Source organism: Pseudomonas sp. NUPR-002 (assembly GCF_056322725.1).
The window spans coordinates 3,397,815-3,413,370 of record NZ_CM150476.1 but is presented as its reverse complement, the minus strand read 5'-3'; the positions used below and the strand labels follow the sequence as shown (position 1 = coordinate 3,413,370).

Here is a 15,556-nt window from a genome sequence, read left to right as displayed (position 1 = left end):
GGCAGGCTCATGAAGACGGCTCGAGGCGTTGCACCGGCAGGGCAAACACATAGCCCTCGCTGCGCACGGTCTTGATGCAGGCCGGCTCGCGGGCGTCATCCTGCAAGCGCTGGCGCAAGCGGCTGACCAGCAGGTCGATGGAGCGGTCGAAGATATCCGCTTCGCGGCCTTGGGTCAGGTTGAGCAGTTGATCGCGGCTGAGCACCCGTTGCGGATGATCGAGGAACACCCGCAACAAGCGGTATTCGGCGCCACTGAGGGCCACCAGGGTGCCTTCGCCATCGAGCAGGTGGCGGGCGCTGGTGTCCAGGCGCCATTGGCCAAAACCGATCAGCCGACTGCTTTCACTCAGGCTCAGATTGGGCGGCAGCATGCGCGTCCGGCGCAGCACGGCATTGATCCGGGCCAGCAGTTCGCGAGCGGAGAAGGGCTTGGTCAGGTAGTCGTCGGCGCCCATTTCCAGGCCGACGATGCGGTCGGTTTCATCGTTGCGGGCGGTGAGCATCAGCACCGGTATGGCCTTGTGCTTGCCGGCGCGCAGTTCGCGGCACAGCAGCAGGCCATCATCGCCGGGCATCATGATGTCCAGGACGATCAGGTCGACCACGTCGGCTTCGAGAAAGGCGCGCATCTGCCGGCCATCAGCGGCAATGGTTGTGCGCAGGCCGTTTTTCTTCAGGTAGTTGCCTACCAGTTCTCTGATTTCGCGATCGTCGTCAACGATCAGCACATGATCGACATGATCCATGCCCGGCTCCTGTTCCAGTGCGTGGCTCGCAGTGTACAGAGCCCGGTGGCGCTTGCCTGCCGGGTTTGTATTGCAGTGTATCTGCTCTGGCGGCTGATACCTGAAGAGGCAATAGCGCCTGATCCCGACACATCACCGATACCTTGCGCGCCTCAAATAGGTCTCAACGGCGAGGGCCTTTCTTCGCTGGCAGAGGGTGAATGTTTCACCCGGGAGACTGGACATGACCTTCAAGACCCTGACCCGCATCGCTGTACTCGCGACCTTCGGCATGGCAGCTTTTGGTGCACTTGCCGACGCCAGCGTGCCGGTGCAGACCTATCATTACGGCCAGCGCCTGGATGTCCAGAAAGTCCTGGCCATTCATGATCAGAACGCTAATGCCTGTGGTGTGGTGACCGCGAAGATGGATTACCTGGACTCCAAGGGCCAACCACGCAGCGTGCAATACCAGAGCTACGCCACCGGTGCCTGCCACGAAGGCGGTTAACCATTCGCAAGGAGCGCTTCGTTTATGTCTGCATTCACTGTGTTGGGCGGCGTCTGGCGCCGTCTTAACCGCAAGCATCGCCGGGTGGGTGTTGCCGCGCTGTTGGTGACCGCGGTGCTTGCCCTGGGCTTGGGTCGCACGCTGCTCGCCGGCCCTGGCTCGTTGGATAGCCTCGGGCCGATGCCATCACTCAGTGGCGCCGTGCAATGGCTCAATTCGCCGCCGTTGGACCGCGAGGCACTCAAAGGCAAGGTGGTGCTGGTCGACTTCTGGACCTACGACTGCATCAATTGCCGGCGCAGCCTGCCTTACGTCAACACTTGGGCCAAGCGCTATGCCGACCAGGGGCTGGTGGTGGTCGGCGTGCATACGCCTGAGTACGATTACGAAAACAAGCTTGAAAACGTGCGCGAGCAGGTCGGCAAACTGGGTATTGAGTACCCGGTGGCCATCGACAACCGCTATGCCATCTGGAATGCCTTTGGCAATCAGTTCTGGCCAGCGCATTTTTTTGTCGATGCCCAGGGGCAGGTGCGTTTTGTCCACTTCGGCGAAGGCGCCTACGACACCCAGGAGCAAGTGATCCAGCAACTGTTGGCAGAACGTCGCGGGCTCGCTCCCTGATGCCGCTCAGCACTCAGGAGAGAAAACCGCCGTCCACATTCAGGGCCACGCCAGTGGTGTAGCTGGAGGCATCACTGGCCAGGTACAGCACCGCACCGGCCATCTCTTTCGGATCGGCCACGCGCTTGAGCGGAATCTGCTGCAATGCGGTGTTGAGGATCGCGTCATTCTTGACCAGTGCCGAGGCGAACTTGGTGTCGGTCAGGCCGGGCAGCAGGGCGTTGCAGCGAATACCGAAGGGTGCGCACTCCTTGGCAAAGACCTTGGTCATGTTGATTACGGCGGCCTTGGTGACCGAATAGATGCCCTGGAACACACCGGGTGACACACCGTTGATCGAGGCGACGTTGATGATGCTGCCACCACCGTGTTCGCGCATCAGCTTGCCGGCCTCGACCGACATGAAGAAATAGCCACGGATGTTCACATCGACGGTTTTCTGGAAGGCGCCAAGGTCGGTGTCCAGTACGTTGCAGAATTGCGGGTTGGTGGCGGCGTTGTTGACCAGAATGTCCAGGCGCCCGAACTGTTCACGGATGGCGGCAAACACGGCGCTGATCTGTTCCATTTCACCGATATGGCAGGCGATTGCAGTGGCTTTGCCACCGGCAGCGATAATCGCGTCGGCCACTTGCTGGCAACCGTCGAGCTTACGGCTGGAAACGATCACATGGGCGCCTTGTTGAGCCAGCAGATGGGCAATCGCCTCGCCGATGCCGCGACTGGCCCCGGATACAAACGCGATCTTGCCATCGAGGTCGAACAGTTGAGTCTTGGACATGGTGTTTTCCTTGTTGTAGTTGTCAGAGGCTGGACTTGGCGATGACCTGCAGGCTCATGTGCTCCAGCAATGTGTTCATGTGAATGAACTGGGCAAAGCGCTTGTCCTGGGTCTGGCCGTGGTAGAAGCGGTAGTAGATCTGCTGAACGATGCCGGCCAGGCGGAACAGGCCGTAGGTGTAATAGAAGTCGAAGTTGTCGATGCGGATGCCGGCGCGTTCGGCGTAATAGTCGACGAACTGCTGACGGGTAAGCATGCCTGGGGCGTTGCTGGGCTGACGGCGCATCAGCTGCACCGGTGCCGGGTCTGCCGCTTCGATCCAGTAAGCCAGGGTGTTGCCCAGGTCCATCAGCGGATCGCCGATGGTGGTCATCTCCCAGTCGAGCACGCCGATGATGCGCATAGGGTTGTCGGCGTCGAGGATGACGTTATCGAATCGGTAGTCGTTGTGCACGATCGCTGGCTTGGGGTGATCGGCCGGCATTTTTTCACGCAACCAGCTGATTACCTTTTCCCAGCGAGGGGCGTCTGGGGTCAGGGCTTTTTCGTAGCGGCTGCTCCAGCCTTCGATTTGCCGCGCCACGTAACCTTCGGGCTTGCCCAGGTCACCCAGGCCACAGGCGTTGTAGTCGACGTTGTGCAGCTCCACCAAGCGCTCGATGAAGCTCTTGCACAGCGCTTCGGTGCGCGGGGCATCCAGGCCCAGTTCAGGCGGCAGGTCGGAGCGCAGGATGATGCCTTTGACCCGGTCCATGACGTAGAACTCACCGCCGATCAAGGTCTCGTCGGTGCAGTGCACGTATGCCTTGGGGCAATACGGAAAACCGCTGTTGAGCTGGTTGAGAATACGAAATTCGCGGCCCATGTCGTGGGCCGATTTGGCTTTGTGGCCAAACGGTGGGCGGCGCAACACAAACTCACGCTCAGGGTATTGCACCAGGTAGGTCAGGTTCGAGGCGCCACCGGGAAACTGGCTGATTGTTGGCGTACCACGCAGGCCATCGATGTGCGCTTTCAGATAAGGGTCGATAACCGCGCCATCGAGTTCTTCGCCGGGGCGGACCTGGGTGGACTGGTCAGTGAGCGTCATACTTTTCCCTTATGATCGAAGGCAGAGATTATTGGCTAATCTAATTCTCGCAGCGGTTGCGGACAAGCGCGGTACAGCCTTATAGGCGGTCGTGTTGCAGGTGAATCAACAGCCCTGATAGCGGTGGGGCAGCGAAATCGTCTCGCGGGGCAAGCCCGCTTCTACAGGGCGCCAGGGCAAAAAAAAACCGAAGCGGTTTAGCGCTTCGGTTTTCAGTGGCATCAGCGCAGGGCTCAGGCCGGGAACAGCTCGCTCAGTTTCATCGACAGCATCATGTCGCCTTCAACGCGCAGCTTGCCGCCCATGAAGGCTTGCATGCCATCGGTTTCGCCGCTGACGATACCTTTCAGGGTTTCGCTGTCCAGCACCAGGGTGCAGTTGGCGTCGGCGTTTTCGCCTTCCTGGATTTCGCAGGTGCCATCCTTGACGATCAGGGCGTAGTGCTTGTCTTCGTCAGTGATGTTGAAGCCGAACACCAGGTCAAGACCGGCAGCAGCAGCTGGGTTGAACTTGGCTTTCATCGCTTCGACGGCTTTTGCTACTTCGCTCATGGTGTGTTCCTTATTAAGTGATAACGGCAAACGGTGAGGGTTGCCAGGGGCCGGGGCTCAACGGTAGGTGATGAGCTCCGGCGCCTTCAGCAGCTGCACGTGGGCTTGGCTGTTGAAGGAAGCCAGGGCCACCTCGCGGTCTCGAAACTTCAAGTGACTGAGCGAGGTGTTGATGATCTGCCAGTTCAGCGCGAACGCCTGGCTGGCAGTGATACGGGTGACCAGGTGAAGCAGGGCGGTGATCGTACCGCCCGAGGTAAAGATTGCAATGTTGTCGCCGTGGCGGGCCTGTTGCAGGGCGCGCTGCAGGCCGCTGTCGACGCGTTCGACGAAGCCTTGCCAGGACTCACAACTGTCGCAGGCGTGTTCACCGCTGTGCCAGCGCTGCACCAGCAGGGCAAACAGGCGCTGGAACTCGCTGCGATTTTCGCGGCCGTTGCGCAGGATATGGCGGGCCTCGGGTTCATCAGGCAGCAGGCCGGGCAACAGGCTGCGGATCATCGCGTCGGCATCGAACTCGTTGAAGGCGGCGTCGGTTTCAACCGGCGGCACCTCGATTCCTGCTTGCTGTATGGCTGCCAGGGCAAGGCGTGCGGTGTCTTGCTGGCGGCGCAAATCGCCTGCCAGGCAACGGTCCAGACGCACGCCCAACTGAGCCAGGTGTTCACCGAGGACTTCGCTTTGCCGGATGCCCACGGGGGAGAGGACGTCGTAGTCGTCTGCACCGAAGGAGGCCTGGCCATGTCGAATCAGGTAAATGCTGCCCACGTCGTACGCCTGCACTAAGAATGAGGCCGAGGTTAGGACGCCTCCAGCGGGCTGTCAACGAAAAAACATACAAGCGTTTGAAAAGAGCGTTTGAACTGCGTTGCTGGACATTTCCCACACTGGCAGGGTCAAGGTTGCCTCGGTATGCTTGACTATCGGTTCGCGCCGTTCGGGCGCCGGCATGTTAAGGAGTTACTGTGGAGTTTCTTGCAGAGTACGCAAGCTTTCTCGCCAAGACCGCGACCCTGGTGATCGCGATTCTGGTGGTCCTCTCGGCGATTGCCGGGTTGCGTGGTAAAGGTCGGCGCAAGGCCGGCGGGCAGTTGCAGGTCAACAAACTCAATGAGTTCTACAAAGACTTGCGCGAGCGCCTGGAAGGCAGCCTGCTCGACAAGGCGCAACTCAAGGCCCTGCGCAAGCAGCAGGCCAAGGCGCAAAAGCAGGAAAAGAAAACCCCGGACGACAAGCCTCGGGTCTTCGTGCTCGACTTCGATGGCGATATCAAGGCCTCGGCCACCGAAAGCCTGCGCCACGAGATCACCGCACTGCTGACCCTGGCCACGCCGCGTGATGAAGTGGTGCTGCGCCTTGAGAGCGGCGGGGGCATGGTCCACAGCTACGGCCTGGCGGCTTCGCAACTGGCACGCGTGCGTCAGGCGGGCATCCCGCTGACCGTGTGTATCGACAAGGTTGCCGCCAGCGGCGGCTATATGATGGCCTGCATCGGCGACCGGATCGTCAGCGCGCCGTTCGCCATTCTCGGTTCGATCGGGGTGGTGGCGCAGTTGCCGAACGTCAACCGTTTGCTGAAAAAGCACGACGTCGATTTCGAAGTGTTCACCGCTGGCGAATACAAACGCACCGTCACCGTGTTTGGCGAGAACACCGAGAAGGGCCGCGAGAAGTTCCAGGAAGACCTGGACGTTACCCACCAGCTGTTCAAGGATTTCGTTTCACGTTACCGCCCGCAACTGCACATCGACGACGTGGCCACCGGCGAAGTGTGGCTGGGCGTTGCCGCGCTCAACAAGCAACTGGTCGATGAGCTCAAGACCAGCGATGAGTACCTGGGTGAGCGTGCGCGCGAGGCGAATCTCTACCACCTGCATTTTGCCGAGCGTAAAAGCTTGCAGGAGCGCGTTGGGCTGGCCGCCAGTGGCACCATCGAAAACACCGTGCTCGGGCTCTGGAGCAAACTGGGTCAATGGCGCTGAGCATTATGTAACGCCAGGGCATCGCGCCCTTCGGTTTTCCTGTGGGTTCATTCACCCACAGGAAAACACTCATGTCCTGCGAAGTTATAGAACTTGTCAAACTCGATCCAGGTAGTATTTCCGGCCTGCACGGACGCTTTCTTGCCGAGCGTTTGCCGCAGGTGCTCAAGCACGCCACGGCGGACGATCTCAAACGTTGGCGCGCGCTTCTGCGCCCTGCGCAGTTAAACGCCAAAGACTCTGATACCTGGTTTTCGCAGGCCAGTGTCGATGAGCGCCAGACGCTACTGAATGCGCAAACGCTCAGCCGCGCCTCCGCCCAGGCGCTGGCCAAGGCGCTGAAAGACTTTCAGTCGCCCACCGCCTTTGCCGAGCCATTGCTCAAGGCCGAGCTGAAAAACAGTCTGGGCGTGGACTACGACGTCAACACGGCACAAATAGTCGAGGTTCACTACGAGTCTGTGCTGTTAGGTTCGATGCAGCAACTTCGACCCGTCCAGCAGACCTTGATGCAGGCGGCCATGCAAAACTATGCGGCCGGGAAGACCTTTGAACGGGGCAGTGCACTGGCGCCCAAAGGCGCCTTCATTCTTGAACTCAAGCCCGGTAAGCCGGGCGCTTACCCGCAGTTTCAGTACCGCTACTGCGAAAAGCTGAGTGTGACCCCCGAACGCTTTGCCAGCCTTTGCCATGAGTTGGACCTGGGCAAGCAGTACCAGCAGCACATCAGCCATATTTACGAAAACCCGGCCACGCAAAGTAATGTGCGCACGCTGTCGATCGCCGCTGAAAAGGATCACGTGTGGCAGGCGGCGCAAACAGCCTTCATGAAAGGCGAAATCAGCGACGCAGGGCGCAAGATGATCAAAGGGCTGGTCGATGGCGAACGTGCGCCGTTGTTCCATGGCAAGCCGGTGATCTGCCATTCGTTGAGCATGTTCAGCGCCGTGCTGGATCAGGTTGTGGTGTTCAGTGCCGATCGACTCGACAGTCAGCAGGAAGCGTCAATCATCGTCTACCTGCCCGGCGCACCGCTGTACCCGCTCAAGGAATATGCCTCGGTCGAGGCGTTTCGCAACGATCTGCGCATCAACCTGCTCAACCCTGCCTATCAAAAGCTGTTTCGCGGCTACGTGGAGCACAAAGAACAGCCGCATTTTTTCAAGCGACTAAAGGAAGTGGCCTACGATAAATACGGCCAGTTCAATGCCAACGGCAACCTGTACCTGCGCGATGTGCCGATTAGCGGCAACCTCTTCGACTACCTGCAAGACCGCCATCTCCTTCGACTCAAAGCCAATGCCCGCGAATGGTTGGTGCCCAGTGCCGAGGTCGATGAAGCTGCCAACAAGCTACGCCTGGCCTATTGGGAAGGCATTGGTTTGAACGTGCTCAATGCCGCTGCGTTCTTTGTGCCGGTGCTCGGCGCGGTGATGGCGGTGGTGGCGGCCGTGCAACTGGTGAGTGAAATCATTGATGGCGTGCATGCCTGGCAAGCGGGTGACATCGACGAGGCGCTGGCGCATTTCGAGGCGGTGGCGTTGAATGTGGTAGTCGCCGTTGGCTTGGGGGCTGCAGGGCACTTCAGTGGCTCCTACGGTTCCACTGAAGTGGTCGATGGCCTGTTGCGTGTGACCCTGCCCAATGGCCAGGAGCGCCTGTGGAAGCCCGACCTTGGGCCGTATGCCCGCGATGTCGAGCTATCTGACATCAAACCTGATGAAAAAGGCGTGTATGCGCTGGATTCGAAGTCCTATGTGCGGATCGGAAAACAGGCGTTTGAAGTGACCCGGGACGGCAGCGAGCAATGGTCGATTCGCCATCCCGACGACCCACACGCGTACCAGCCAGCCCTCAAGCACAACGGCGAGGGCACCTGGCAGGCCGCGGGTGAAGAGCCGCTGAAATGGAATCATGAACAGTTGCTGGAGCGCCTGGACTCTGCCAGGGACGGCTTGACTGACGAACAGGTTGAGCAGGCAGTGAACGTCAGTGGCGTCAATGATGACGTGCTGCGGCGCATGCACACCGAGCAGTTGCCGCTGCCGCCGCTGCTCAAGGATACCTTGTACCGTTATCAGGTGGATCGCCGGGTTAGCCGCTTGATCGCAAGCTTGAGTGACGGCACGGTCGGTGCCGACGGCCTGGATTTAGGTCCGAGCCTGAGCCAAGACCTGGCGCGTTGGCCGCAGCGGGTAATCGAGGTGTTTGACGAGCTGAACCCGGACCGTGAGCCGATTCGCTATGGTGCCACGCGCTGGCCCGATGGGCGGGTTATTCGTATCTCCCTCAGGCAACTGTATGCCAACCGGTTGGCCGAGCTGGTCCTGGCTGACTTGAGCGACGGCGAAGCCCTGAATTTCTTCGGATCCAGTGTCGAAGCCGATCAGCGCCTGCCCGTGCTGCGCAGGCTGATTGCCGAACGTGCGGTCAAACGTCGTGCCGAGATTTTCAAGACCTTGCTCGAACACGGCCGAGCGCCGCGCACGGCCGAGCAAGCGTTATTGATACGTGATTTTCCCAAGCTCAGCGATGCTGCCACCAAGGAGATCATTGACGATGCCACTGCCGGTGAACGCCAGCAATTGCAGGGTACGGATGGCCGCGTACCGATGCGCCTGGCCGAAGAGGCGCGGGTGTATCAGCGCCAGTCGGTATTGTGTGCAGCGATTCAGGGGTTGCATGAAGGCAGCCTGGCCAGCTTGGACAGTGACCGCCTGGCCGTTGGCTTGTTACCCAAACTACCAGGTTGGAGCGAAACGGTGCGCATTGAACTGCGCGAAGACAGCCTCAGCGGACGCCTGCTGGCCAGTGCCGGCAAGGCCGATAGTGAACTGAAGATCATCGTGCGCAAGGCCGACGGCTATGTGGCCTACGATGAACAGGGGCTTGAGTTGAGTCGGGGCGAGCCGCTGTATGCCTCGCTGCTCAAGGCTCTGCCCGACAGCGAGCGGCAGGCGCTTGGTCTGCAGATCGGGGCAGCACAATCGTTGCAAACCCAGCTGTATACAACGGCTGCTACCGATCGCAGCGCTGCGGTCAGTGCACTGGGGCAACAACCGATCAAACCCTGGTTTCGCCCGCCCATGCGCCTGGCCGATGGTCGAGTCGGTTACACCTTGGGGGGGGCAGTGGGTAGCATGGCCATTGACGCCAAGTTCAATGCACTGTTTCCCAATTTGCCGCTCGCCGAGCTTGAAAGGCTCAAAACGAGCTTGCTCCAGGAGAATCAACATCTGGGTGACGCGGTGTACAAGCTGCAACTGGAGCTTGCAAAACTTGAACAAACGCTTACAGGCTGGGTCGCAGAAGGCGATGACATCTTCCAACGCGCCACCCGTGAGCGAACCCGCAGGCAACTGATCAGCGCATGGCGTCGACAAGGCGGACGCCTGAGCTCGCAACTGATACTGGAGGGTGGGGACATTGCACCGCTGCCCCCTTTGACTGCGCGCTTCGACCACATACGAATCCTGAGACTGCAGCACACGGGATTGCAGGAACTGCCCGACGGCTTTCTGCGTTGTTTTCCCAACGCCGAGCATCTGTCGTTGGAAGGCAACACCATCAGCGTTCTTCCGCCTGAAATTGCCAACTTGACCCAGTTGCGCACGCTGAATCTGCGCGAGATGAGGTTTGACAGTAGCGACACCATGTTCGATGCGCTCAGGCCTTTAACCAGGCTGCAGCAGCTGAATCTGCAGAGTTGCGGCTTGGAGAACATCCCGGACGCGGCGCTGGAGACGCTGGCGTCATTACCGGTGTTGAACGACTTGAACTTGCGCTACAACAGGGTTGCGCTGAGCACTGCAGCCCTACAAACCCTGGCCCGCTTGCCCCTGCAGACGCTGGAGTTGAGTTCTACAAACCTGACGCTGGACGAAGCCGGTGCCGCTATGTTCTCAGGTTTCGAGCACCTGAGGCGTTTGCGTATGAGCGGTAACCCCCTGGGGCGGGCACCTGAACTTGCAAGTCTGACGCAGATCGAAGAATTGAACCTGTCCAGGTGTCGACTCACTGCGTTCCCTGATGGTTTATTCACGCTGATGAATCGTGAGCCCTGTGCGCTACGACACGTTGAACTGACGGGCAACGAAATCACTGAGTTACCGGAACTGGCCACGACACAATTCGGCCAGAATCTGCGTAACGATGCGCAGCGCACCTATCGGTTGGACATGTTCCAAAACCCGTTGGAGGCACCGAGCATTGCGCGCTTGAGTGCGGTAGGGGAAGCTTTTGTTCCTGAGGTAGAAATTCGGGTGGAGCCGGACCAGGAATGGCTGCGCGGCGCGACCGAGGCCAATCAAGCGCTCTGGCAGCAATGGTTTGGGGAAAACAGACATGCAGCGATGCGTGAGGTGCTTAATCGCCTTGCCAACGCAAGTGAGTTCCGGACCAATCCGGACTATGTGAAAGCCCGGGTGTGGTCGATGCTCAGGCTGGCCTCGGAGTCCACGCCGCTCAGGGAAGAGCTGTTGGAGATCGCCGACGCATTCCCGGTTACCTGTGGTGATGCCGGTGCCGATGCCTTCAGTGCGATGGAGATTGCTGTGCTGATGTACGAGCGCAGCGCGCTGGCCACTACCCAGAATCGTAGTACTGAGCTGGTGGCGTTGTACAAGCAATTGTTCCGCCGCCATGAAGTGCAGCGCATGGCGGATGTACTGACCAGCAAGCGTGAACTGAGGCGTCAGGCCCTGCTTGCAGAGCGGCCTGCACCCGCGCTGGACCCCCTGGATGACATCAGCGATGACCTGCTGAGCAGGTACAAGGTCGATGACATCGAGATCAGGTTGGCCTTGCGTCAGAGTTTATCGGGTGTGCTGGACTATCCCGAACCTTCCAGTGGCATGCTTTTCCGGGGCACCGCGAACCTGTCGGATCGCACCACCCAACGCGTTGCCCAGGCAGTAAAGGCGGGTGATACAGCGGCAAACCGCCAAGCGTGGATGGCGGAGGAGAGTAACTGGCAGCGTTACTTGAAACCGCGTAACACTGAGCAGTTCGACAGACTTTATGACACTTGGGTCAAGGGCGTGGAGTACCTGGAGTACTGCAAGGGCACATCAGACGAACTACCCGACTCACTCGATAGCGATGTGCTGCAAGTGCTGCGTAAGGAGTTGGGAAAAGACCCACTTCAAAACGGCATCTTGAGCAAAGTTGAGATCAGTCGTTTGCAGTATCGGGACGGGAACATTGCTCTGGCAAATGCTCGCCGTAACGCGGAACTGGCGTTGATGGTCCAGTTAACCAAAGCGCTGGAGGCTGAGTCTTGAGGCACGGCAGGTAAAAAACAGGCCCCGCACGCGGGGCCTGTTTTTTTCAGCGGCGACGGAACAACGGTTGTGGTTCGTCGGTGGCCGCCTGGTAGGTCACGGAAAAGTCCTTGAGGCTTTCCAGTGCTTCAACCGGGTCTTTGTCGGCGCGCAGGGCGAAGGCATCGAAGCCACAGCGTTTCATGTAGAACAGCTGGTCGCGCAGCACGTCGCCAATGGCGCGTAGCTCACCGGTGAACTTGTAGCGATCACGCAGCAGGCGCGCATTGGAGTAATTGCGCCCGTCGGTAAAGGCCGGGAAGTTCAGGGCGATGACCTGGAAGCTGGCGACGTCTTCACCGATTTCTTCGGCTTCTTCGTCGGCATCCAGCCACACACCCAGGCCGCCGTCGCGGGCCTTGAGAGCGTGGCCGTGATCACGCCACAGCTGCAACGGTACGATGTAGTCGTCGCAGTTGGTCAACTCGTCGAAGGACACGTCCTTGGGCAGCAAGTGCCAGGTTTCGTCGACGATTTCGTTGTTTTTAATTATTCGCTGCATAGACGCGTTCCTTGAAAGGGTCGATGCCAATACGTTGGTAGGTGTCGATGAAGCGCTCGTCTTCGGTACGTTTTTCAACGTAGACGTCGATCAGCTTCTCGATCACATCCGGCATGGCGTCCTGGGCGAAGGACGGGCCGAGGATCTTGCCCAGGCTGGCGTCGCGGCTGGCGTTGCCACCCAGCGAGACCTGGTAGAACTCTTCGCCTTTCTTGTCCACCCCGAGGATGCCGATATGGCCGACGTGGTGGTGACCGCAGGCGTTCATGCAACCGGAGATGTTCAGGTCCAGTTCGCCAATGTCGAACAGGTAGTCGAGGTCGTCGAAGCGGCGCTGGATCGACTCGGCAATCGGGATCGACTTGGCGTTGGCCAGCGAGCAGAAATCGCCGCCCGGGCAGCAGATGATGTCGGTCAGCAGGCCGATGTTCGGCGTGGCGAAACCGTTTTCACGCAGCTCCAGCCACAGCGCGTGCAGTTGGCTCTGCTCGACGTCGGCGAGGATGATGTTCTGCTCGTGCGAGGTGCGCAGCTGAGCGAAGCTGTAGCGCTCGGCCAGGTCGGCAACCGCATCGAGCTGTTTGTCGGTCAGGTCGCCAGGCGCCACACCGGTGGGCTTGAGCGACAGGGTCACGGCAACGTAGCCAGGCTTCTTGTGCGCCAGGACGTTGCGGGTACGCCAGCGCGCGAAGCCTGGGTGTTGTTGCTCAAGCTCGCTGAAGTCGAGGTTGTCCAGCTGCTTGTAGTCCGGGTCGACGAAGTGCTTGGCCACGCGCTGCACTTCGGCTTCGGTCAGCGTGGTGCTGCCGCCGCGCAGGTGGACCATTTCGGCCTCGACCTTCTCGGCGAAGACTTCCGGGGTCAGGGCTTTGACCAGGATCTTGATGCGTGCCTTGTACTTGTTGTCGCGACGGCCATAGCGGTTGTACACCCGCAGGATCGCGTCCAGGTAGCTGAGCAGGTCTTGCCACGGCAGGAATTCATTGATGAACGCGCCGACCACCGGGGTACGGCCCAGGCCGCCGCCGACCAGAACACGGAAGCCCAGCTCGCCGGCAGCGTTGTACACCGGCTCAAGGCCAATGTCGTGCACTTCAATAGCCGCACGGTCGCTGTTGGCGCCGTTGATGGCAATTTTGAACTTGCGCGGCAGGTACGCGAATTCTGGGTGGAAGGTGGTCCACTGGCGGACGATTTCACACCATGGGCGCGGGTCGATCACTTCGTCGGCGGCGACACCGGCGAACTGGTCGGTGGTGACGTTGCGCAGGCAGTTGCCGCTGGTCTGGATCGCGTGCATCTGCACGGTGGCCAGTTCCGCGAGGATCTCGGGGATGTCTTCCAGCGCCGGCCAGTTGTACTGCACGTTCTGCCGGGTGCTGATGTGGGCATAGCCCTTGTCGTAGTCGCGCGCGATCTTCGCCAGCATCCGAGTTTGGCGCGAAGTCAGCTGGCCATACGGCACGGCGACCCGCAACATCGGGGCAAAACGTTGAATATAGAGGCCATTTTGCAGGCGTAGGGGGCGGAACTCTTCTTCGCTCAGCTCACCGGCCAGGTAGCGGCGGGTCTGATCACGGAACTGCTTGACGCGGTCCTCGATGATCCGCTGATCGTACTCGTCGTATACGTACATAGGGGTCCTGTTCTCAAGCTGCTTGCAGCTAATCGCGCGCACGGCCGCGCACTCCCAAAGCGGAGCGGAGGAAAGATAGCAGTTTGCGGTTATGCGCAAAAGTGATGTTTTAGCATATGAAAAGAACCATTTGGACTAAGTGAGACTGACTGCCATTTAGCCGTTTGCCCCCCTGCGGTGTTTATAATTGACGGTTTGAATAGCAGGAGCGAATCCGCATGCTCAAGGCCTTGTGCCAAAGCCTGTGCCTGAGTCTGCCGCTGGCTGCCAGCGCGCAGGCCGCGTCGGTGGTGTTTCTCAATCCGGGCTATTCCAACGAAACCTTCTGGGTCAGCTATTCGCACTTCATGCAGGCCGCCGCCAGCGACCTGGGCATGCAGCTGCGCATTCAATACAGCGAGCGGCGCCCGGAACTGGCCCTGCTGCAGGCCCGTGAGGTACTTGAGGGCAAAGACCGGCCAGACTACCTGGTGCTGGTCAACGAACAGTATGTGGCGCCGGAAATCATCCGCCTGTCGCGTGGTAGCGGGGTCAAGCTGTTTCTGGTCAATAACGGCCTGACCCAAGACCAGAGCGCCTTGATTGCCGAACACCCGGACAAGTACCCGCCGCTGCTTGGTACCCTGGTGGGCAACGATGAGCAGGCTGGCTATCAGATGCTCAAGGAACTGATCGCACTGCGCACGCAAACGGCCGGAAAGCGGCCCATCGAGTTACTGGCCTTTTCCGGCCTGAAGACCACACCGGCTGCGCAATTGCGTGAGCAGGGCATGCGCCGGGCCTTGGCCGAGCACCCGCAGGTGCGCCTGCGTCAGGTGGTGTATGGCGGCTGGGGGCAGCAGCGCGCCTATGAGCAGGCGCAGCAATTGTTGAAGCGCTACCCGAAAATCGACCTGGTCTGGTCGGCCAACGACGAAATGGCCTTCGGCGCCATGCAGGCGTTTGTCGAAGCCGGTCACATGCCGGGCAAAGATGTGCTGTTCAGCGCCGTCAACAGCTCGGTACAAGCCCTGCAGGCGCGCATTGATGGACAGTTGAGCGTGCTGATGGGCGGGCACTTTTCGTTGGGCGGCTGGGCGATGGTGTTATTGCATGATGATGCGCTGAATCTGCCCATCGACCGTGACGGCCTGCGCAATCACCAGGCGCCGGTGCTGCAATTGATCGACCCGATGCGTGCGCGGCGCTGGTTGAAGTTTCAGGGGCAGGCCGACTATGGGCTGGACTTCAAGCGCTTCAGTGCCCAGGGGCATACCAGCGACTATCGCTATCCGTTCCTGAGTGCACCGGTCAAATATTAAAAACCCTGCTTGAGCAAAGGGCATTGCTGAACTTAACTGCTACGGGTGACATGCATTCCCATAACCACTACAAGAGGCGATGCAATGGGAAACTCAACCAAAGCGGGTAAGCCTGACAGCAGTGTCGATGCTTGGGCGATACTCTGTCTGATCATCCTGGTTGTGGTGACCGCCGTGTATTGGGTCAGCCACCAGTGACATCACGCGATGGGTAATCATGTGCCGCCCGCAGAATGGACATCTGCGGGCGGATTACGTTTCAGCGGCTGGTCAAATGCATGGCCAGCTGGACCAGCCCGACCAACACCAAAATGAACACCAAGGTGAACACGGTGCCCAGCGCAATGAAATGGCTGGCCTTGCCGTAGGTGAAGTCGCGGGCGCGGTTCTTGCCGCTTTGTACACCGAATGCCGCAGCGAGAATGCTTTGGAGCATTTGCCAGAAGGTGGGTGGTTTGCCGTGGGCGGGATCGTCCATGAGGGGCTCCTAGGTGTAGGCATCACCCCTCAGTGTAGACGGTTGTAGGAGC

Annotated in this window: 13 protein-coding genes; 5 read left to right on the top strand and 8 right to left on the bottom strand. The window is 59.7% G+C overall.

All coding sequences use genetic code 11. The features are described from left to right. Positions 1-7: 7 nt before the first annotated feature. Entirely contained in the window at positions 8-748 is a 741-nt protein-coding gene (locus ACVWSC_RS15465) for a response regulator (protein WP_442107501.1), read from the bottom strand. A 223-nt stretch (positions 749-971) separates the two neighbouring features. Between ACVWSC_RS15465 and ACVWSC_RS15460 the strand changes: the two genes are divergently transcribed. Both ACVWSC_RS15460 and ACVWSC_RS15455 read left to right on the top strand, forming a co-directional pair. Next, positions 972-1,238, top strand: a complete 267-nt coding sequence (locus tag ACVWSC_RS15460; RefSeq protein ID WP_442107499.1) for a DUF2790 domain-containing protein — start codon at positions 972-974, stop codon at positions 1,236-1,238. A gap of 24 nt (positions 1,239-1,262) precedes the next feature. Continuing rightward, positions 1,263-1,862, top strand: coding sequence for a thioredoxin family protein (locus tag ACVWSC_RS15455; RefSeq protein WP_442107497.1), 600 nt, complete (start codon positions 1,263-1,265; stop codon positions 1,860-1,862). 13 nt (positions 1,863-1,875) lie between these two features. Here ACVWSC_RS15455 and ACVWSC_RS15450 read toward each other — a convergent pair whose 3' ends face one another. The 4 genes from ACVWSC_RS15450 to ACVWSC_RS15435 all read right to left on the bottom strand — a co-directional run bounded on the left by ACVWSC_RS15450 (position 1,876) and on the right by ACVWSC_RS15435 (position 5,052). Beyond that, on the bottom strand, positions 1,876-2,643 hold the full coding sequence (locus ACVWSC_RS15450) for an SDR family oxidoreductase (RefSeq protein ID WP_442107495.1): 768 nt from the start codon (positions 2,641-2,643) through the stop codon (positions 1,876-1,878). A 22-nt stretch (positions 2,644-2,665) separates the two neighbouring features. Next, positions 2,666-3,733, bottom strand: coding sequence for a phosphotransferase family protein (locus tag ACVWSC_RS15445; protein WP_442107493.1), 1,068 nt, complete (start codon positions 3,731-3,733; stop codon positions 2,666-2,668). A 233-nt stretch (positions 3,734-3,966) separates the two neighbouring features. After that, positions 3,967-4,284 (bottom strand): SCP2 sterol-binding domain-containing protein, encoded by a 318-nt coding sequence (locus ACVWSC_RS15440; protein ID WP_400172988.1) that lies wholly within the window; start codon positions 4,282-4,284, stop codon positions 3,967-3,969. Positions 4,285-4,341: 57 nt separating this feature from the next. Beyond that, positions 4,342-5,052 carry a histidine phosphatase family protein gene (locus ACVWSC_RS15435; RefSeq protein ID WP_442107490.1) on the bottom strand — a complete coding sequence of 237 codons (711 nt, stop codon included), beginning with the start codon at positions 5,050-5,052 and terminating at the stop codon, positions 4,342-4,344. A gap of 197 nt (positions 5,053-5,249) precedes the next feature. Here ACVWSC_RS15435 and sohB point away from each other — a divergent pair, with 197 nt between their 5' ends. Together sohB and ACVWSC_RS15425 are read left to right on the top strand one after the other, a co-directional pair. Beyond that, entirely contained in the window at positions 5,250-6,266 is a 1,017-nt protein-coding gene (gene sohB / locus ACVWSC_RS15430; protein WP_442107488.1) for a protease SohB, read from the top strand. A 71-nt stretch (positions 6,267-6,337) separates the two neighbouring features. Next, positions 6,338-11,548: a dermonecrotic toxin domain-containing protein gene (locus ACVWSC_RS15425; RefSeq protein WP_442107486.1), complete on the top strand. Its 5,211-nt coding sequence runs from the start codon at positions 6,338-6,340 to the stop codon at positions 11,546-11,548. 46 nt (positions 11,549-11,594) lie between these two features. Here the strand turns inward: ACVWSC_RS15425 and ACVWSC_RS15420 are convergent, their stop codons facing one another. Both ACVWSC_RS15420 and ACVWSC_RS15415 read right to left on the bottom strand, forming a co-directional pair. Continuing rightward, positions 11,595-12,089: a DUF934 domain-containing protein gene (locus ACVWSC_RS15420; protein WP_133215363.1), complete on the bottom strand. Its 495-nt coding sequence runs from the start codon at positions 12,087-12,089 to the stop codon at positions 11,595-11,597. Continuing rightward, positions 12,073-13,725, bottom strand: coding sequence for a nitrite/sulfite reductase (locus ACVWSC_RS15415; RefSeq protein ID WP_442107484.1), 1,653 nt, complete (start codon positions 13,723-13,725; stop codon positions 12,073-12,075). Before ACVWSC_RS15415 ends, ACVWSC_RS15420 begins: the two co-directional genes overlap by 17 nt. 218 nt (positions 13,726-13,943) lie before the next feature. On the opposite strand from ACVWSC_RS15415, the gene ACVWSC_RS15410 reads away from it, so the two are divergent. Next, complete coding sequence (locus tag ACVWSC_RS15410; RefSeq protein ID WP_442107482.1) at positions 13,944-15,026, top strand: ABC transporter substrate-binding protein; 1,083 nt, start codon at positions 13,944-13,946, stop codon at positions 15,024-15,026. Positions 15,027-15,285: 259 nt separating this feature from the next. Here the strand turns inward: ACVWSC_RS15410 and ACVWSC_RS15405 are convergent, their stop codons facing one another. Then, positions 15,286-15,504, bottom strand: coding sequence for a DUF2970 domain-containing protein (locus tag ACVWSC_RS15405; protein WP_442107480.1), 219 nt, complete (start codon positions 15,502-15,504; stop codon positions 15,286-15,288). Positions 15,505-15,556 lie beyond the last annotated feature (52 nt).